Annotated in this window: 17 protein-coding genes; 10 read left to right on the top strand and 7 right to left on the bottom strand. The window is 72.1% G+C overall.

Going from position 1 to position 15535, the window contains the following annotated elements; all coding sequences use genetic code 11:
* Together ACIQU6_RS08270 and ACIQU6_RS08265 are read right to left on the bottom strand one after the other, a co-directional pair.
* Nucleotides 1–1206, bottom strand: a complete 1206-nt coding sequence (locus ACIQU6_RS08270) for a sensor histidine kinase (RefSeq protein ID WP_403480949.1) — start codon at nucleotides 1204–1206, stop codon at nucleotides 1–3.
* A 20-nt stretch (nucleotides 1207–1226) separates the two neighbouring features.
* Entirely contained in the window at nucleotides 1227–1892 is a 666-nt protein-coding gene (locus ACIQU6_RS08265) for a response regulator transcription factor (protein WP_403480826.1), read from the bottom strand.
* A gap of 124 nt (nucleotides 1893–2016) precedes the next feature.
* Here ACIQU6_RS08265 and ACIQU6_RS08260 point away from each other — a divergent pair, with 124 nt between their 5' ends.
* The 5 genes from ACIQU6_RS08260 (at nucleotide 2017) to ACIQU6_RS08240 (ending at nucleotide 6383) form a co-directional block, all read left to right on the top strand.
* Nucleotides 2017–2520, top strand: a complete 504-nt coding sequence (locus ACIQU6_RS08260) for a hypothetical protein (protein ID WP_403480825.1) — start codon at nucleotides 2017–2019, stop codon at nucleotides 2518–2520.
* Nucleotides 2501–3607 (top strand): peptidoglycan-binding protein, encoded by a 1107-nt coding sequence (locus tag ACIQU6_RS08255; protein WP_403480824.1) that lies wholly within the window; start codon nucleotides 2501–2503, stop codon nucleotides 3605–3607. The genes ACIQU6_RS08260 and ACIQU6_RS08255 overlap by 20 nt, the downstream gene beginning before the upstream one ends.
* The gene (locus tag ACIQU6_RS08250; RefSeq protein WP_403480823.1) at nucleotides 3604–4356 is read left to right on the top strand and encodes an ABC transporter ATP-binding protein; all 753 of its coding nucleotides are present in this window, start codon (nucleotides 3604–3606) and stop codon (nucleotides 4354–4356) included. Before ACIQU6_RS08255 ends, ACIQU6_RS08250 begins: the two co-directional genes overlap by 4 nt.
* Complete coding sequence (locus ACIQU6_RS08245; protein WP_403480822.1) at nucleotides 4338–5537, top strand: ABC transporter permease; 1200 nt, start codon at nucleotides 4338–4340, stop codon at nucleotides 5535–5537. Before ACIQU6_RS08250 ends, ACIQU6_RS08245 begins: the two co-directional genes overlap by 19 nt.
* A 216-nt stretch (nucleotides 5538–5753) precedes the next feature.
* Nucleotides 5754–6383, top strand: a complete 630-nt coding sequence (locus tag ACIQU6_RS08240) for a DedA family protein (protein WP_403480821.1) — start codon at nucleotides 5754–5756, stop codon at nucleotides 6381–6383.
* Nucleotides 6384–6398: 15 nt separating this feature from the next.
* Here the strand turns inward: ACIQU6_RS08240 and ACIQU6_RS08235 are convergent, their stop codons facing one another.
* Both ACIQU6_RS08235 and ACIQU6_RS08230 read right to left on the bottom strand, forming a co-directional pair.
* Entirely contained in the window at nucleotides 6399–7199 is an 801-nt protein-coding gene (locus tag ACIQU6_RS08235; protein ID WP_403480820.1) for a phosphotransferase, read from the bottom strand.
* A 516-nt stretch (nucleotides 7200–7715) separates the two neighbouring features.
* Entirely contained in the window at nucleotides 7716–8294 is a 579-nt protein-coding gene (locus tag ACIQU6_RS08230) for a rhodanese-like domain-containing protein (protein WP_403480819.1), read from the bottom strand.
* 81 nt (nucleotides 8295–8375) lie between these two features.
* On the opposite strand from ACIQU6_RS08230, the gene ACIQU6_RS08225 reads away from it, so the two are divergent.
* Nucleotides 8376–8663: a metal-sensitive transcriptional regulator gene (locus ACIQU6_RS08225; protein WP_403480948.1), complete on the top strand. Its 288-nt coding sequence runs from the start codon at nucleotides 8376–8378 to the stop codon at nucleotides 8661–8663.
* Nucleotides 8664–8685: 22 nt separating this feature from the next.
* Here the strand turns inward: ACIQU6_RS08225 and ACIQU6_RS08220 are convergent, their stop codons facing one another.
* Entirely contained in the window at nucleotides 8686–9432 is a 747-nt protein-coding gene (locus ACIQU6_RS08220; protein WP_403480818.1) for a sulfite exporter TauE/SafE family protein, read from the bottom strand.
* 43 nt (nucleotides 9433–9475) lie between these two features.
* Nucleotides 9476–10843, bottom strand: a complete 1368-nt coding sequence (locus ACIQU6_RS08215) for a rhodanese-like domain-containing protein (protein WP_403480817.1) — start codon at nucleotides 10841–10843, stop codon at nucleotides 9476–9478.
* Between the two features lie 289 nt (nucleotides 10844–11132).
* Here ACIQU6_RS08215 and ACIQU6_RS08210 point away from each other — a divergent pair, with 289 nt between their 5' ends.
* The 4 genes from ACIQU6_RS08210 (at nucleotide 11133) to ACIQU6_RS08195 (ending at nucleotide 14222) form a co-directional block, all read left to right on the top strand.
* Nucleotides 11133–11537 (top strand): hypothetical protein, encoded by a 405-nt coding sequence (locus tag ACIQU6_RS08210; protein ID WP_403480816.1) that lies wholly within the window; start codon nucleotides 11133–11135, stop codon nucleotides 11535–11537.
* 233 nt (nucleotides 11538–11770) lie between these two features.
* Nucleotides 11771–12721 carry a hypothetical protein gene (locus ACIQU6_RS08205; RefSeq protein ID WP_403480815.1) on the top strand — a complete coding sequence of 317 codons (951 nt, stop codon included), beginning with the start codon at nucleotides 11771–11773 and terminating at the stop codon, nucleotides 12719–12721.
* Nucleotides 12722–12739: 18 nt separating this feature from the next.
* On the top strand, nucleotides 12740–13399 hold the full coding sequence (locus ACIQU6_RS08200) for a hypothetical protein (RefSeq protein ID WP_403480814.1): 660 nt from the start codon (nucleotides 12740–12742) through the stop codon (nucleotides 13397–13399).
* Nucleotides 13380–14222: an inositol monophosphatase family protein gene (locus ACIQU6_RS08195; protein WP_403480813.1), complete on the top strand. Its 843-nt coding sequence runs from the start codon at nucleotides 13380–13382 to the stop codon at nucleotides 14220–14222. The genes ACIQU6_RS08200 and ACIQU6_RS08195 overlap by 20 nt, the downstream gene beginning before the upstream one ends.
* 32 nt (nucleotides 14223–14254) lie before the next feature.
* On the opposite strand, the gene ACIQU6_RS08190 is transcribed toward ACIQU6_RS08195, so the two are convergent.
* Entirely contained in the window at nucleotides 14255–15430 is a 1176-nt protein-coding gene (locus tag ACIQU6_RS08190) for an SLC13 family permease (protein ID WP_403480947.1), read from the bottom strand.
* Nucleotides 15431–15535: the final 105 nt, after the last annotated feature.

Raw genomic sequence — 15535 nt, 5'->3', positions numbered from 1 at the left:
TCAGGAGAGTCGTTCGGGACGGGGGAAGGCGACCTCGATGGTGAGGCCGCCGCGCGGGTTGGCCTCGGCGTGGGTGCGGGCCTGGTGGGCCCGGGCGATCGAGGCGACGATGGAGAGACCCAGGCCGGCGCCCTCGCCCGTGCCGTGCCGGCGCTCGTGCAGGCGGCGGAAGGGCTCGAAGAGGTACGGGACCGTCTCCGGCGGCACCCGAGGGCCGCTGTTGGTCACGCGCAGGGTGCCGTTGCGCACGGTGACCGTGACCTGACCGCCGTCGTGGTTGTACCGCAGCGCGTTGCCGACGAGGTTGTGCACGAGGTGCGTCAGCAGGACCGGATCGCCCTGCACCGTCACGGGGGAGACCTCGGCCCGGACGCTGATGTCGTGCTCACCGGCCCGCTCCGATGCGGCGTGTTCGGCGGTCACGGTGCGGGCCAGCTCGTCGAGTGCGACGGGCGCGCGGCGGTCCAGTCCCTGCTCGGAGACGGACAGCAACAGCAGGCCCTCGATGAGCCGCTCGTTGCTGTCGGCGACCGAGATCAGCTTGCGACGGATGCGCGCGACGGCCTTCGGATCGGAGGTGGCGAGGCCGATCTCGGCCGCTGCCCGCTGCACCGCCAGCGAGGTCCGCAGCTCGTGCGCCGCGTTGGCGGCGAAGCGTTTCTGGGCCCCGACGAGCTGCTCCATGCGGTCGAGCATCCCGTCGAAGGTGTCGGCGAGCTGCTTGAGTTCGCCGGCGGGCGCGTCGAGGGCGATGCGCTCATGGAGGTTCTCTCCCGACAGCCGCCGCGCGGTGCGGGTGATCACCCCGACCGGGCGCAGTACCCGTCCGGCCATCCACCAGGCCAGAACGACGGAGAGGACGGCGAAGGCGCCCAGGGCGACCAGGGAAACGGTCAACAGCTGGTGCTGCGCCGCCTGTTCGGCGACCGTGGTGATTTCCTTCGCCGCCTTCGCCGCGGCTTCCTGGTCGGCCGGGGACGGGACGCGGGTGCTGGGAGTCGCCCGGGCGAAGCCGTGCAGGGTTGGAGCGTCGCCATCGGAGTCCAGCGGGCTCCTGGCGACGGCCATGCTGATCGTGGTGTTCAGCCCCCGACCCACGAGGAAGTTGACCAGGCCGATGAGCATGGCTCCGGCGACGACGAGCAGCCCGCCGTACAGCATCGTCAGGCGGGTCCGTTCCCCACCGGGGAGTTGGAGGCGGGGCATGCTGCGCAGCGCGGGCCGTTTCACGCGCTGCCGCCGATGCGGTAGCCGTGGCCGGGCACGGTGTCGATGACCGGAGGTTCCCCGAGCTTGGTGCGCAGCTTGCTCAGGGTGACCCGGACGGCGTTGGTGCGATAGCTGGTGTTCTCCTCCCACACCTGCTCGATCAGGTCGTCGCCGCTGACGACGGCGCCCTCGGCGCGCATCAGCACCTCCAACACCCCGAACTCCTTGCGCGACAGCGCGAGGTAGCGGCCGTCGCGGAAGGACTGTCGGCGCGCCGTGTCCAGGGTGATGCCCGCCCGCTCGATCACGGGCGGGAGGGCGGGCCGGGCCCGGCGCCCCAGGGCCAGGACGCGGGCCAGCAACTCCTCGTAGGCGAACGGCTTGGCCAGGTAGTCGTCCGCGCCCAGGCCCAGGCCCTCGACGCGCTCCCGCACGGAACCGGCGGCGGTGAGCATCAGCACCCGGGTCAGCAGGCGCGCCTCGACGACGCTGCGGCACACCTCGTCGCCGTGTAGGCCGGGCAGATCGCGGTCCAGGACGAGCACGTCGTAGTCGCCCAGGCGCAGCCGTTCCAGCGCCTCCGCGCCGTCGTGGGCAACATCGACGGCCAGGGCGTCCCGGCGCAGCCCCTCGGCCACCATCTCCGCCAGGAATTTCTCGTCTTCCACGACCAACACGCGCATGTCATCACATGTACCTGAGAGGGGCGTTTCGTCGGCGTAAACGTCCACGGTGAGAGAAACGAAACACGGGCCCGTGTGAGCCTCCGTGCAGTCGGACTTCGGTCCGGGAACAGGGAGGAATTCCATGGCGGAATTTAGGTACGGCATGGCGGCGGCGTTCGTGACGGGGCTGGCGCTGTTCGCCGTGAGCTGCACCGGGGGCGCATCCGACTCGGCGAAGGGCGGCAGCGCGCAGGGCTCCGGCGCCGCCGGCGACGGCAAGAAGGAGGACGAAGCCTATGAATACCGTCAGTGTCTGCGCGACAACGGCCTGAAGGTGCAGGAGCCCAAGCCGGGACAGGCCGCGGGCATCGAGGTGAAGGACGAGAAGGCGCTCAAGAAGGCGCAGGAGGCGTGCAAGGACCTGCCCGGTGCCGGAAACGGCAAGGAGATGAGTCCGGAGGAACAGCAGAAGGCGCTCGACAAGGCGGTCAAGCACGCCCGGTGCATGCGCGAACAAGGCATCGACATGCCGGACCCGGAGATGCAGGACGGCAAGCTCAGCATGCGCGCTGGCGGCGGCCCCGACGTGAGCAAGGAAAAGATGGACAAGGCCATGAAGGCGTGCAATGACAAGCTCGGCGAGTGAACGCAGGCGGCCCCTCCGCAAGTACGTCATCGCCTCGACGGTCGTGGCGAGCGCGCTGGTGGGCGGGGCGGCGGTCGTCGCGACCAACGCCGACCACGCCACGGGGCGGCAACAGCGCACGGACGGTCTGCCGCAGCGGACCGACACGGTCCAGCGGCAGGACCTGAGCAGCCGCACCCAGGTGGACGGAACCCTCGGCTATTCCAAGGAACGCAAGGCCAACGGCGGGGCTCCGGGAACGGTCACCTGGCTCCCGGACACCGGCGCGGTGATCAGGAGCAACGAGGCGCTCTACGAGGCCGACGGGAAAAAGGTCCGGCTGATGTACGGCGAGCGCCCCATGTACCGGAAGCTGAAGGCCGGCGACAAGGGCCCGGACGTCCGACAGTTGAAACAGAACCTCCGCGACCTCGGCTACGGAGCGGGCCTGACCGTCGACGAGGAGTACACCTCCGGGACCGCGGACGCCGTCAGGCGCTGGCAGAAGTCGCACGGTCTGCGGCAGACCGGCGAGACGGGCCCGGACCAGATCGCCTTCGCGCCGAGTGCGGTGCGGGTCAAGAAGAAGGAAGCGGCCGTCGGCGACCAGACCGGCCCCGGCCGTCCGCTCCTGACGCTCACCGGCGCCGAGCGCGAGGTGCAGATCAAACTCGACGTCGCCGACGCCGGGCTTGCCGAGGTCGGTACCCGAGTGGAGATCACCCTCCCAAACGGCGACAAGGTCAAGGGAAAGGTCGCCTCCGTCGACCGCAGCGCGAGTTCGGACGAGAAGGACCAGGGCGGTGGTGGGCAGGACCAGTCCGCCAAGATCACCGCGCGGGTCACCTTCACCGATCCGGGCCGGGTCAAGGGCATTGACCAGGCCCCGGTCACCGTCGACCTCACGGGCGAGACGCACGAGAACGTGCTGACGGTCCCGGTCAACGCGCTGCTCGCACTGCCGGCCGGCGGTTTCGGCGTCCAGGTCGTCGAGGACGGCAAGGCCCGCGAAGTGCCCGTCAAACTCGGCCTGTTCGGGCAGGGCAGGGTCGAGGTCAGCGGGTCCGGCCTCAAGGAGGGCATGAAGGTCGGAGTACCCAAGGCATGAGCACCGTCGTCGAACTGAACCAGGTCACCAAGGAGTACCCCGGCGGGGTCGCGGCACTGCAGGGGGTGAACCTCGGCGTCGACCGTGGGGAACTGCTCGCGCTGGTCGGCCCGTCCGGCTCGGGCAAGTCCACCCTCCTGCACATCGTCGGCACCCTGGACCGCCCCACCGCCGGGACGGTCACCATCGCGGGCCACGACGTCGCCACCCTGACCGACCGTCGGCTGTCCGCGCTGCGGGCCCGGCACATCGGCTTCGTCTTCCAGTCCTTCCACCTCGTGGCCGGAGTCAGCGCCCAGGACAACGTCGCCGAGGGCCTGCTCTACTCCGGCCTGACACGCACCGAGCGCCGCAGGCGCGCGGCGGAGGCCCTGGCGCGCGTGGGCCTCGGCGACAGGATGGGCCACCGCCCGCACGAACTGTCCGGCGGGCAGCGACAGCGGGTCGCCATCGCGCGGGCGGTGGTGGGAGAACCGGACCTCCTGCTGGCGGACGAGCCGACCGGCGCCCTGGACTCCGCCTCCGGCGACGCCGTCATGCAGCTGCTGCACGACCTCAACGCCGAAGGCGCCACCATCGCGGTGATCACCCACGACGCCGAGATCGCCGGCGCACTGCCTCGCCAGGTGCGCATCCGCGACGGCCGGATCGTCGAGGACACCCACCGGAAACCCCCGGCACCGTCGCAGTCACCGGCACCGGCGTCGATGCCGTCGGGAGGTGAGGCACCGTGCGCCGCGACCGACTGACCCCGGCCCGCCTCGGCCCGCGCGACGTCCTGCACGTCGGCTCGGCGGGTCTGCGCAGTCGCCCCATGCGGGTCGTACTGTCCGCACTGGGCATCGCCATCGGCATCGCCACGATGATCGCGGTGGTCGGCATCTCCGCCTCCAGCAAGGAACAGCTACTGCGACAACTCGACGAACTGGGCACCAACATGCTGACGGTCGCCCCGGGACAGGACATGTTCAGCGGTCAGGCCACCAAGCTCCCCAAGGAAGCGCCCGGCATGATCGGCCGGATCCCCGGTGTCGAACACGTCGGGGCGACCGGTGAGCTGAAGCCCACGGTCCGGCGCAGTGAGAAGATCCCCGAGGGCGACACCGGCGGACTCACGGTGAAGGCCGCCGGCGAGGACCTGCTGAAGGCCCTGCGCGGGACGGTGCATGCCGGCACGTGGCTCAACGGGGCGAACGGGCGCTATCCCTCGGTGGTGCTCGGCAACGTCGCCGCCCAGCGCCTGGGCATCACCACGCCGGGCCAGCAAGTCTTCATCGGCAACCGGTACTTCACCGTCATCGGCATCCTCGACCCGCTGCCCCTGGCCCCCGAGATCGAACGCGCCGCCCTGGTGGGCTGGCAGGGAGCGGGCACCCTGCTGGGCTTCGACGGCCACCCCACCAAGATCTACGAACGCTCCACGGACGCCTCCGTCGAGGCGGTCCGCAAGTTGCTCGCCCGCACCGCGGACCCGCAGAACCCGCAGAACGTCGAGGTCTCCAACCCGTCCTCGGCCCTCCAGGCCAAGGCCGCGACGGAGGGCGCGTTCGACAGCCTGCTGCTCGGGCTGGGCGGCGTGGCACTGTTGGTCGGCGGCGTCGGGGTGGCCAACACCATGATCATCTCGGTGTTGGAACGCCGTCACGAGATCGGCCTGCGCCGCTCCCTGGGCGCCACCCGCGGCCAGATCCGCATCCAGTTCGTCACCGAGTCACTGCTGCTCTCCGGCCTCGGTGGGCTGGCCGGCGTGGCGCTCGGCTCCGCGGCCACCTATGCGTTCGCCGTCACGGGCGGCATGCCCTGGGTGGTCCCTCCGTGGGCGGTCGGGGGCGGTTTCGCCGCCACCCTGTTCATCGGGACGGTGGCCGGCCTGTACCCGGCGGTCCGCGCCGCCCGCCTCTCCCCGACACTCGCCCTCCAAGCGGCATAGGAGAGGAGAGACGGTCACCACACCGGAGCGCCGCCGACTCCCCCTCGGGGGAGTCGGCGGCGCCCCATCGACACCGACTATCTCCGCATCCGCGGCGCGGGCCCGTCCCGCGCCGCTGCGGCAATACCCTGAACGGCATCGCCCCCCCGGCGCTCGGTCCGGACAAAGCCGCATGACAACCGGATCCCGCCACCCCGCGGAAGGAACGAGACCCGCATGAGTGCGCCGCCGCTGCCCGGAGTGCTCGGTCACCTCGCGCCGATCCTGGACGACTGGGGCTACTTGGCCGTGGGCGTCCTGATCTTCGTCGAGGACTTCGGTGTCCCCTCGCCGGGGGAGACGATCCTGATCGCCGCGGCGGTGTACGCGGGCGCCGGCCATCTCCACATCGCCCTCGTCGTCGCCATCGGCATCGTCGCCGCCGTCCTCGGCGACAACGTCGGCTACCTCATCGGCCGCACCGGGGGACAGGCGCTGGTGCAGCGCTACGGCAAGTACGTCCTCCTCCCGCCCGAACGGTACGAGAAGGCCGAGCAGTTCTTCACCCGCCACGGCGGGAAGGTCGTCACCGTCGCGCGCTTCTTCGAAGGACTGCGCCAGCTCAACGGCATCATCGCCGGCACCTCCAAGATGCCCTGGCCGCGCTTCCTCGTCTTCAACGCGCTCGGGGCGGTCCTGTGGGTCGGCCTGTGGGCGGGCGTCGGTTACACGGCCGGCGACCACATCACCACGATCTACACCGGGATCGACCGCTATTCGACCTACCTGCTCATCGCCCTGGGCCTGGTCGCCCTCGCGCTCGTGGCCCGTTCCCTGCTACGTCGCCGCCGCGGACCAGCCGACTGAGCCACCCGGACCGAACTACCCGCCTGGTGGCTCGTCAGCACCACCGAGGAGAACCGTCCGTCGCGATCGGAGCCAGCTGCGCTCGGCCCTCATCTCGGCCGCATCGCCGCGGGCGAGAAACGACGCCCATGGCTCGTGGCCGCGGCGGCCGTGCCGTTCGATGCGTTCGGCCTCGCGCGACTGGACGACCTCCAGCGCGTCGAGAACCGCTGCCGGGCGTGCCCCGTAGGCGGCGCACAGCGCGTTGAGGCGGCTGCGCAGGGTGTGTTCACCGCCGATCGATGCCCTCCGCTGCTGTTCGACGGGGCGCAACGGCACGGCGTACCAGGCGAGTTGGGCGAGGTTGTCGAGGGCACGGCCGGGCGCTGCGAAGTCCCAGTCGATGAATCCGGTCAGCCGGTCGCCGTGCCAGATGGAGTTCCACGGGCCGAGGTCGCCGTGCCGAATGACCATGCCGGGCCGCCACTCGCACTCCTGGCCCCGCCAACGCGCGCCGGCCGGCGGCCAAAAGCCCCGGACGGCGTCGTGGTAGTCGCGCAGCCAGGACCCCAGTTCGCCGACTCCGGCGGTCGACCGCAGGGCCGCCGGCCAGGGCGTGAACGCCGGTTCGCCGTGCAGCAGGGACAGCACCTCGTCGGTGCCTTCGACGCCGTCGATGCCGAGGACGCGCGGAGCCCGGGTGAAGCCCACCGATTCCAGGTGGGTCAACAACGCGTGCACCGCAGGCGTCCATGCGCCGACCGGCCGGCGGATCGTTTCGCCGACCCGCCGCACCGTGGTCACGCTGCCCCTGTCCGTGGCCCCGTCCTCGATCATCGGGTCAGCGTAGCCCCGCCGCCCACGTCGGCGTCCGCAATATCAACGCCCAGCGCGGTCAGCCCAACGCGCCCCAGGCCAAGCACCGACCAGACCTGCGGAGTGCCCGCCGGTGGCGCGTGGTGCGCACACGCGAGCAGGCGGGCCCGTGAGGACTCACGAAAACATCGGAGGGTATGGGCCTTGAACTTCCTTGTCAGGGCGCCAGGTTGGGTGTTCGGGGTCGGTGATCGCCTACGGGAGGTATGACCGATCGGGGGTGCTCAACCCCGTTCAGGAGTGCGCGTCTTGGCCTGCGCGGGAAGTCGTTGATGGTGTGTCAGGCCGTGGGTGTCCTGACGGACGGATCGCTGGGTTCCTCGCCCCAGTCGTCGGAGCAGCCGTGCGGCTACGCAAGCGGGAGGCGGAGCGTGCGGCCGTGGTGCTCGGCGAGGTGGGTCACCGAGTCCGCGTACGCCGGGCGGGGCGTGGGGGTGGGCCCGCCCGGCGGGTGAGAGCGAGTGTGGGTGCCGGTCGTCAGCCGTGGCGGAGTGTGGCGAGCGTCGTGGCGAGGTCGGTTGTGCGGGGGCGGTTGTGCGGGAGCTTGGCCAGCAGGACGGCCATGCCACAGGTGTTGGTGAGGGCGGAGAAGACGAGGCCGCCCGCGATGCCGGCCGAGAGGAGCTGGAAGGCCGGGTGCACCAGCAGGCCGAGGAGCAGGCCGAGGAGCACCAACATGCCTGCGGTGAGGCGTACTTGGCGCTCCATGCCCCAGGAGGCGCGGGTGTCGCAGGCGGCGGGCCGGTGCAGTGCGTGGCCCTCGGCGGCCCAAGCGGTGGTGCCGCCGGTGAGGTTGGTCGCGGTGATGCCCTGTTCGGCGAGGAGGCGGCAGGCGTTCTCCGAGCGGTTGCCGGAGGCGCACACCAGGAGAACGTCGCCCCGGTCGGCCGCGTGCCGGAGTTCGGGCGCGGCGCGACGGATCTGGTCCAGCGGGACGTTGAGGGCTCCGGGCAGGTGGCCGGAGGCGTATTCGCCGGGGGTGCGGACGTCGATGATGGTGAGGTCGGCCAACCGGGCGCGGGCCTGGTGGACGTCGAGGGTGAGGGGAGCGGTCATGGCAGTGGTGATCCTTGTCGGTCGTCGTCGTCCCGAACCGGGGCGTACAGTACCCCTAGGGGTATTTTTCGAGGAGTGATCGTGGAACTGGATCTTGAGGGTGCGTCCCTGCGGGCCGTGCTGAACCGGCTGCGGCGGGCGCAGGGTCAGATCTCCGGTGTGATCCGGATGATCGAGGAGGGTCGGGACTGCGAGGACGTCATCACGCAGTTGGCGGCCGCTTCGCGCGCCCTCGACCGGGCCGGCTTCGCGATCATCGCCACCGGCTTGCAGCAGTGCGTGACCGACATCGAGTCGGGTCGTAAGAACGGTGAGGACACCGAGGCGATGCGCGCGCGGCTGGAAAAGCTGTTTCTTTCACTGGCATGAGACGTTCCGCATCGAGCGGACATCAAACCACCGCGTCCACCAGCATGACGCCGGCCACCGCCAACAGGACGAGCGCGAACACCCGTTGAAGGGCGGGCCCGGACAGCTTCGCCGACAGGCGCTTGCCGTCCCAGGCGCCCAGGATCGCCGCTCCGGCGAACGGCCCTATGACGGACCAGTCCAGGCCGTCGGCCGTACCGGCGCGCATCGCCAGGGCAGCCAGCGAGTTGACGGTGATGACGAGCAGGCTGGTGCCCACGGCCGCCCGCATCCGCATGCCGAGGACGTTGACCAGCGCGGGGACCGCGAGGAAGCCGCCTCCGACGCCGAGCAGGCCGGTGACCGTGCCCAGGCCGGCGCCGGCGGCAGCCGCCCGACCCGGCCGTACGCGGACGGTGCGCTCCGCCGAACCGCGGGCCGTGAGCATGCGGATCGCGGCGGCGGCCGCGATCACGGCGAAGGCCACGGTCAGCGCGCTCGCCGGGAGGCGCCCGACCAGCGCGCCGCCCAGCATCGCCGGGCCGACCCCGGCGGCCGCGAACAGCAGCCCCGTGCGCCAGCGGACGTTCCCGTCGCGGGTGTGCGCGGCCAGGGCGGTGGCGGAGGTGGCGGTGACGATCACGAGGCTGGCGGTGGTGGCGGCGACGGGGGTGAACCCCAGCAGGTAGATCAGGGCGGGGACGGCGAGCACGCTGCCACCACCCCCGAGCGCTCCGAGCGCCAGGCCGATGACGGCGCCGGCGATCAGGGCGAGTATCACGGCACTCATGGGGCGGTCCCGTTCCCGCTCCGAAGACCTGCGGTGGCCGCCATCAGCGCGTGCGGGCCATGAGCAGCCCGGCCTGCTCGGCCGCGTCGAGGGGGTCGTCGACGGCGACGACGTCGCGCCCCGCGGCGTCCAGCAGGGAGGCGGCGATGGCGGCGCGCATGCCGCCGGCGCAGTGCACCCACACCTGGCCTTCCGGAACCTCGTGGAGACGGTGGTGCAGGTCATGGAGCGGGATGTGGACCGACTCCGCAAGGTGGCCACCCGCCCGCTCGGCGTTCCGGCGGACGTCCAGGACCACGATGCCGGGCGGGCGACGGGCGGCGAGGTCGGCGAAGGTGGCCCGCGGGAAGGAGGCCGGGGCCTCGCCCCGTCGAACCCAGTGCGCGGCTGCCCCGGTGGCCGCGGCGGCCGGGCGGTCGATCCCGACCCGGACCAACTCGCGCTGTGCGGCGGCCAGTTGTTCGGGCGACTCGGCGAGCAGGGTCACCGGCTTGCCCCACGGCAGCAGCCAGGCCAGGTAGGTGGCGAGCTGCCCCTCGGCCTCGAAGTTGACCGAACCCGCCACGTGGCCCTCGGCGAAGGCGACCCGGTTGCGGAGGTCCACCACCCACTCCCCGGCGGCCAGCCGGGCGGCGATCTCCTCGCCGTCGGCGACGGCGGGCGGGGTCAGGTCGACGGGCGCCGGGCCGGTGGCGTTGGTCGGGCCCATGTGCGTGTAGTACGCGGGAATGTCGTCCAGGCCGGCGAGCAGATCGGCGACGAAGGCGTCGACGTCGCGCGTGAGGGCCGCGTTGGAGGCCCGCTCCCTGCCGATCGTGGTGGACTCGCCCGCCGTCCGACCGGCGGAGCAGAAGCTGCCGAAGCCGTGCGTGGGCAGCACCGCCGCGTCGTCCGGCAGCTCGGCGGCCAGCCGGTGGGCCGAGGCGTGCTGGGCCCGGGCGAGGCGTTCGGTCAGCCGGGGTTCGACCAGGTCGGGCCGGCCCACCGTGCCGATCAGCAGCGAGCCGCCGGTGAACACCGCGACGGCCAGGCCGTTCTGCTCCAGCGCGTAGGAGGTGTGGTGCGGGGTGTGCCCGGGCGTGGCCAGCGCGCGCAGCGCCAGGTCGGCCGCGGCGTCGACCTCGTGGCGGTCGCCGTCGTGCACGGGCACGTGTGCGTAGGAGACGCGGGCCCCGGCGGGGACGAGGTAGGCGGCGCCCGTGATGCGGGACAGCTCCAGCCCACCGGTGACGTAGTCGTTGTGCAGATGCGTCTCGACGACGTGGGATATCCGCACCCCGCGCCGCGCGGCCGCCGCGAGCACCTGGTCGATGTCGCGCGGCGGGTCGACCGCCACCGCCGTCCGCTCGCCTCCGGCCAGGTAACTGCGGTTGCCGAGTCCGGCCACCTCGATCGTGTCGACGAAGAACACGCGGCACTTCCTTCCAGCTTCCGGTGAAAATTACCCCGGGGGGTATGTATCGACCGTAGCACGAGTACCCCGGGGGGTATTTTTGAGGCGGGAGGGGGCAGTGGGGTCGGCGGGGCTGAGTGGATGGAAGGCGTCGCGCGTCGGCGTACTGCGCCGCACCGCCCGAACGTTCCCCGGATGCCGTCTGGGTATGAATTCCGCGTCAGTTTCGGGCTGTTGGGCACGTGGAGGTGCTAGGAAGGCTCCCCGGCGATCACCGGGATCGTCTTACCGAACCAAGGAGCACCGCATGAAGTCCCTCGTCCGCACCGGTGTGGTGGCGGCGCTGGCCGCCGGAGCGCTCGCCGTCGCCGTGCTCCCGGCTTCCGCGGCCGTGAGCGCGGAGAGTGCCCGGCCGGCCACGGGTGCGCACACGGCGCTGGCCAACCCGCAGCGGGTCAGCGCCGCCGCCTACAACCAGGCCCGCAGCATCCTGGCGCAGGCCGGCAGCCAGACGGCGGCCAAGTCCCACCCCGTGCACGGAAAGAAGGACGTGCCGGTGGGCCACGGCACCAGCCTGCTGGCCGCGGCGCGTGACGAGTTCCGGCAGACGGACCGGCATCTGCCGCCGAAGGACAAGAAGTCGGATATGTCGATCCCGCACTACAACGCGATCCACGACGCGGCCAGGACGATGGGTATCGACCGCTGGTGAGCTGCGCGGGGTGGAGGATGCGGCCGGCGGGTGCCCACGGGTCCGCCGGCCGACTGCCGGGGCTTTCCGCCGGACGTTCCGCGGGCCGGCGATGAGCCCCAACAGGGCGACCTGAGGGAATGCGAGGCGCGGCAACTCCCGGACCAGGCAAGGATCTTGCGGGTGACTGGCAGCCCTGGCCAGAGCACTGCACTTACTCCTACGATGCCAGGAAACGGGGAAGGGGAATCGACGTGGCACAGCGTGTGGGGCGGGTGGAGTTCGGCGTCGCCTGGGTGATCAGGAACCTCGACGGGATCGTCGCCGTGGGACTCGGCCTGACCATCGGCGTGTTGCACGTCTTCAGCGACGTGATCAGCGACAAGGTGTCGTCCGGCGCGACGCTGCTGGTGCTCGGCACGCTCGCGGTCGGCTTGTTGACGGAGCGGGGCCGCCGCAGGACCGACATCCACGCCGCGTCCGCGGACACCCGTCGCGCCCTGGAGGACCTCGCGATGGTCCGCTCCCTCTCGGGACACCAGGTCGGCGACGCGCTGGAACGGGCCCGCGCACAGACCAACCGCTGGTACTTCAAGGGCGGCACCGGCACCTACCTGCGCGCCGTCACGCTGCCCCGGTGCATCGAGGCCGCCACCCGCCAGCGCGCCCAACTCAGCATCAAGATAGACATCATCAACCCGGCGGACGAGGGCACCTGCGCCGCCTACGCCCGCTTCCGCCAGACCTTCGCCCACCGCCACAACGACGGTGCGGCACAGCGATGGACCGCCGACCGCACCCGCAAGGAGGCGTACGCCACGGTCCTGGCCGCCTGCTGGTTCCGCCAGCGGCTCGACACCCTGGAGATCAGCGTCCACCTCTCCTCGGGCGTCCCCACCCTCCGCTTCGACCTCTCCGAGTCCTGCCTGATCATCACCCAGGACGACCCGAACCGCGTCAACCTCCTGGTCGGTCGCGACCAACCGCTCTACGACTACTACGTCACCGAGCTGCACCAGAGCCGCGAACAGGCCGTCCGCCTCGACCTGCGCGGCGTCGCCCCCCTGGGCGACGAGCCGACCGTCGACGAGGTCCGCGCGGTCTTCGACGACGTCGACCTCCCCCTTCCCGCGGTGTTCAGCGACGCCGACGTCGCCGAGATCGTCGACAAAGCCCTGCACGCTGAGGACCCCTACCGGAGGTGAGACGCCTCGGCGCGGCTCATGGACTACGACACGCTCGACCGACTGCTCCGGCCCGGCACCCCGCGGGAGGCACCCCGCGCCAGCGTGACCGGCGTCCTGGAGGACATCGCCTGCGGCAAACGGGAGTTACGCGCGGTCCACCACCCGCTCGGCTTCCTGTGCCTGCCGCTCGTCCGCGACGGCGCCCGCGGCGTCTGCGTCCATCTCTTCGGCACCGACACCCCCGCCGACCCCACCGCCTCCCCGATGCACGCCCACAGTTGGGAGCTGCGCAGCTACGTCCTCTACGGCCGGGTCGGCAACCTCCCGGTCGCCGTGACGGACGAGGCGCGCACCCCCACCCACCGGGTCTTCGAGGTGCTCAGCGCCCCCTCGGGCGTCGACGAACTGCGGCCCACCTCCCGTCTGGTGCACTGCCGGCCGGGCCCCGCCGCCTCCAGCGGCACCGGTGAGACCTACAGCCTGCCGGCCGGGGAGTTCCACGCCACCGTCGTCACGCGCGGCCAGCCCGCCGCCACCCTGGTGCTCGGCCGGTCGCTGCCCGGCCACACCGACCTCTCCCTGGGTCCCCTGCACGGCCGCGGCCACACGACGGTGCGCCGGCTGTGCGGTGCGGAACACACCGAACGGACCGTCCGCACAGCACTCAGGAGGATCCATGCCGAGCAGCGCGAGTGACCGGGACGCCGCACCGTACGCGGGCGAGACGCGGGTGGCCGTCGCCGCGGCCGAGGAGGCGGGGGCCCTGCTGCGCTGCCGCTTCGGCGCGGCGCGCACGGTGCGCGTCAAGGACGCCGAGGGCGACGTCCTCATGGACCTCGACCTGGCCGCGGAGAAGCTCATCCTCGCCCGCCTCCAGACCCACTACCCGCACGACCGGATCCTGTCCGAGGAGGCCGGCCTGCTCGACGCCGTCGGCCGCCGCACCTGGCTGGTCGATCCGCTCGACGGCAGCAACAACGTCGCCATCGGCCTGACCGCGTACGCCGTGGGCATCGGGCTGTGCGTGGACGGCGCGCCGGTCGTCGGCGTGGTGCACGAACCGGTCACCGGCTCCACCTGGCGGGCCGTCCGCGGCCAGGGCGCGTCCTGCGGCGTCGACCGGCTGCCGGGGCCGCCCGGCGCGGTGCCGCGCAGCGGACCGGTGGTGGCCTGGACCCAGGGCCACGCGGTGGGCCGGGCCGATCCGGTGGCCGCGGGACTGCGGGGCCAACTGGAGTGCCGCACCCGGCGGACGCTCCAGCTCTGGGCGCCGCTGCTGGGCTGGAGCATGCTGGCGCGCGGCGCGATCGACGGCTTCGTCGGCTACCGCGCGGAGGGCATCGACTTCCCCGCGGGAGCCCTGCTCGCCACCGAGACCGGCGTGGAGTTCCGCACGCTGACCGGCGCTCCCTTCACGGTGAGCTCCGCAGGACCGGACACCGACCGCAGCTTCGTCGCCGCCCGCGGCGACACCCTGACCTATCTGCTCGACGTGGTCGCCCGCGCGCGGACGCGCTGAGCGGGGCCGACAGCCCCTGAGGGGGCGGCGGTTCAGCTCGCCGCCAGCGCCAGCGTCGCCGCCAGCGTCGCCGTCACGGCCAGCACGAACCCCGTCCCCATGAAGCGCCGCAGCGGGATCACCGTGCCCTGGCCGCGGCACCGCTCGAACCACAGCAGCGTCGCCAGCGACGCCCACGGCGTCACCAGCGGGCCGACGTTGGTGCCGATCAGCAGCGCCAGCAACTGGTGGTGGTTGCCGACCGGCACCGCCGCCTCGCCCGCCATGTACACCGGCAGGTTGTTGAGGACGTTGGACAAGCCCGCGCCCACGCCGGCCGAGCGCAGCATCCCGCCGACGCCGCCGTCCGGCCCGATCGCCGCGGTCAGCAGCGCGTGCAGCCCGTGCGCGTCCACCGTCTCGACGACCAGGAACATGCCCGGCACCAGCACCAGCAGCCGCCACGGCACCAGCGACAACCGCAGCTCCGCCGGGCGCCGCACCGCGAACGCGACCACCACGATCAGCATCGTGGTCAGCGACGCCGACCACAGCGGCACGTCCGCGACGAGGATCGCCACCAGGAAGCCCGCACACGCCACCGCGCACACCCGGAACAGCACCGGATCGGCCGGCGCCCGCCGCTCGGGCGGCACATACGCGTCGGCACCCCGCCGGCCGCGCCGCCAGTAGAAGCCCCACAGGCACCCCATCGTCACGGCGATGGCGGCCAGTTGGGGCAGGCCCATCGTGGCGGCCATCTCGGTGGGGGAGAGGCCGACCCGGTTCGACGCCAACAGGTTCGTCAGGTTCGAGACCGGCAGCAGCAGGCTCGCGGTGTTGGCGAGCCAGACCGTCGTCATGGCCAGCGGCACCGTCGCGATGCCCACCCGCCCGGCCAACGCCAGCATCACCGGCGTCAGCAGCACCGCCGTGGTGTCCAGATTCAGCGCGATGGTGGTGGCCGACGCGAAGAGCACACACAGCCCGAAGAGTCGCGGATAGCTCCCCTTCCCGGTCCGGGCCACCCAGGACGCCACCGCGTCGAACACCTCGGCCCGGCCGGTCAGTTCGGCCATCACGATGACCGTCGCCAGGAAGACCAGCAACGGCCCGATGCGCGCCATCGCCTCCCCGGCGGGCGCGGTCGGCAGCAGCCCCGTGGCCACGCACACCAGGCCACAGGCGAGCAGCCCGGCGGCGAGCCAGTCCAGAGGATGCAGACGCATGAGGAATCGCACGCCGGACAGGGTCGCACACCCGCCGGACGGGACGGCGAGGAGGCGGGGTCCGGATTCCCACCCACATCCTCGCAACCACCTGTCCCGCCACCC

The organism is Streptomyces sp. NPDC090442, from assembly GCF_044769405.1.
Lineage (GTDB): Bacteria > Actinomycetota > Actinomycetes > Streptomycetales > Streptomycetaceae > Streptomyces.
This window is presented reverse-complemented; position numbering and strand designations above follow the sequence as displayed.

What these genes read in the sequence shown, in the direction of transcription:
- ACIQU6_RS08200 (WP_403480814.1), top strand. Translation starts at nt 12,740, where the DNA reads ATGGACTACGACACGCTCGACCGACTGCTCCGGCCCGGCACCCCGCGG.
- ACIQU6_RS08195 (WP_403480813.1), top strand. Translation starts at nt 13,380, where the DNA reads ATGCCGAGCAGCGCGAGTGACCGGGACGCCGCACCGTACGCGGGCGAG.
- ACIQU6_RS08260 (WP_403480825.1), top strand. Translation starts at nt 2,017, where the DNA reads ATGGCGGAATTTAGGTACGGCATGGCGGCGGCGTTCGTGACGGGGCTG.
- ACIQU6_RS08230 (WP_403480819.1), bottom strand. Translation starts at nt 8,294, where the DNA reads ATGACCGCTCCCCTCACCCTCGACGTCCACCAGGCCCGCGCCCGGTTG.
- ACIQU6_RS08235 (WP_403480820.1), bottom strand. Translation starts at nt 7,199, where the DNA reads ATGATCGAGGACGGGGCCACGGACAGGGGCAGCGTGACCACGGTGCGG.
- ACIQU6_RS08250 (WP_403480823.1), top strand. Translation starts at nt 3,604, where the DNA reads ATGAGCACCGTCGTCGAACTGAACCAGGTCACCAAGGAGTACCCCGGC.
- ACIQU6_RS08255 (WP_403480824.1), top strand. Translation starts at nt 2,501, where the DNA reads ATGACAAGCTCGGCGAGTGAACGCAGGCGGCCCCTCCGCAAGTACGTC.
- ACIQU6_RS08210 (WP_403480816.1), top strand. Translation starts at nt 11,133, where the DNA reads ATGAAGTCCCTCGTCCGCACCGGTGTGGTGGCGGCGCTGGCCGCCGGA.
- ACIQU6_RS08220 (WP_403480818.1), bottom strand. Translation starts at nt 9,432, where the DNA reads ATGAGTGCCGTGATACTCGCCCTGATCGCCGGCGCCGTCATCGGCCTG.
- ACIQU6_RS08240 (WP_403480821.1), top strand. Translation starts at nt 5,754, where the DNA reads ATGAGTGCGCCGCCGCTGCCCGGAGTGCTCGGTCACCTCGCGCCGATC.
- ACIQU6_RS08190 (WP_403480947.1), bottom strand. Translation starts at nt 15,430, where the DNA reads ATGCGTCTGCATCCTCTGGACTGGCTCGCCGCCGGGCTGCTCGCCTGT.
- ACIQU6_RS08265 (WP_403480826.1), bottom strand. Translation starts at nt 1,892, where the DNA reads ATGCGCGTGTTGGTCGTGGAAGACGAGAAATTCCTGGCGGAGATGGTG.
- ACIQU6_RS08270 (WP_403480949.1), bottom strand. Translation starts at nt 1,206, where the DNA reads ATGCCCCGCCTCCAACTCCCCGGTGGGGAACGGACCCGCCTGACGATG.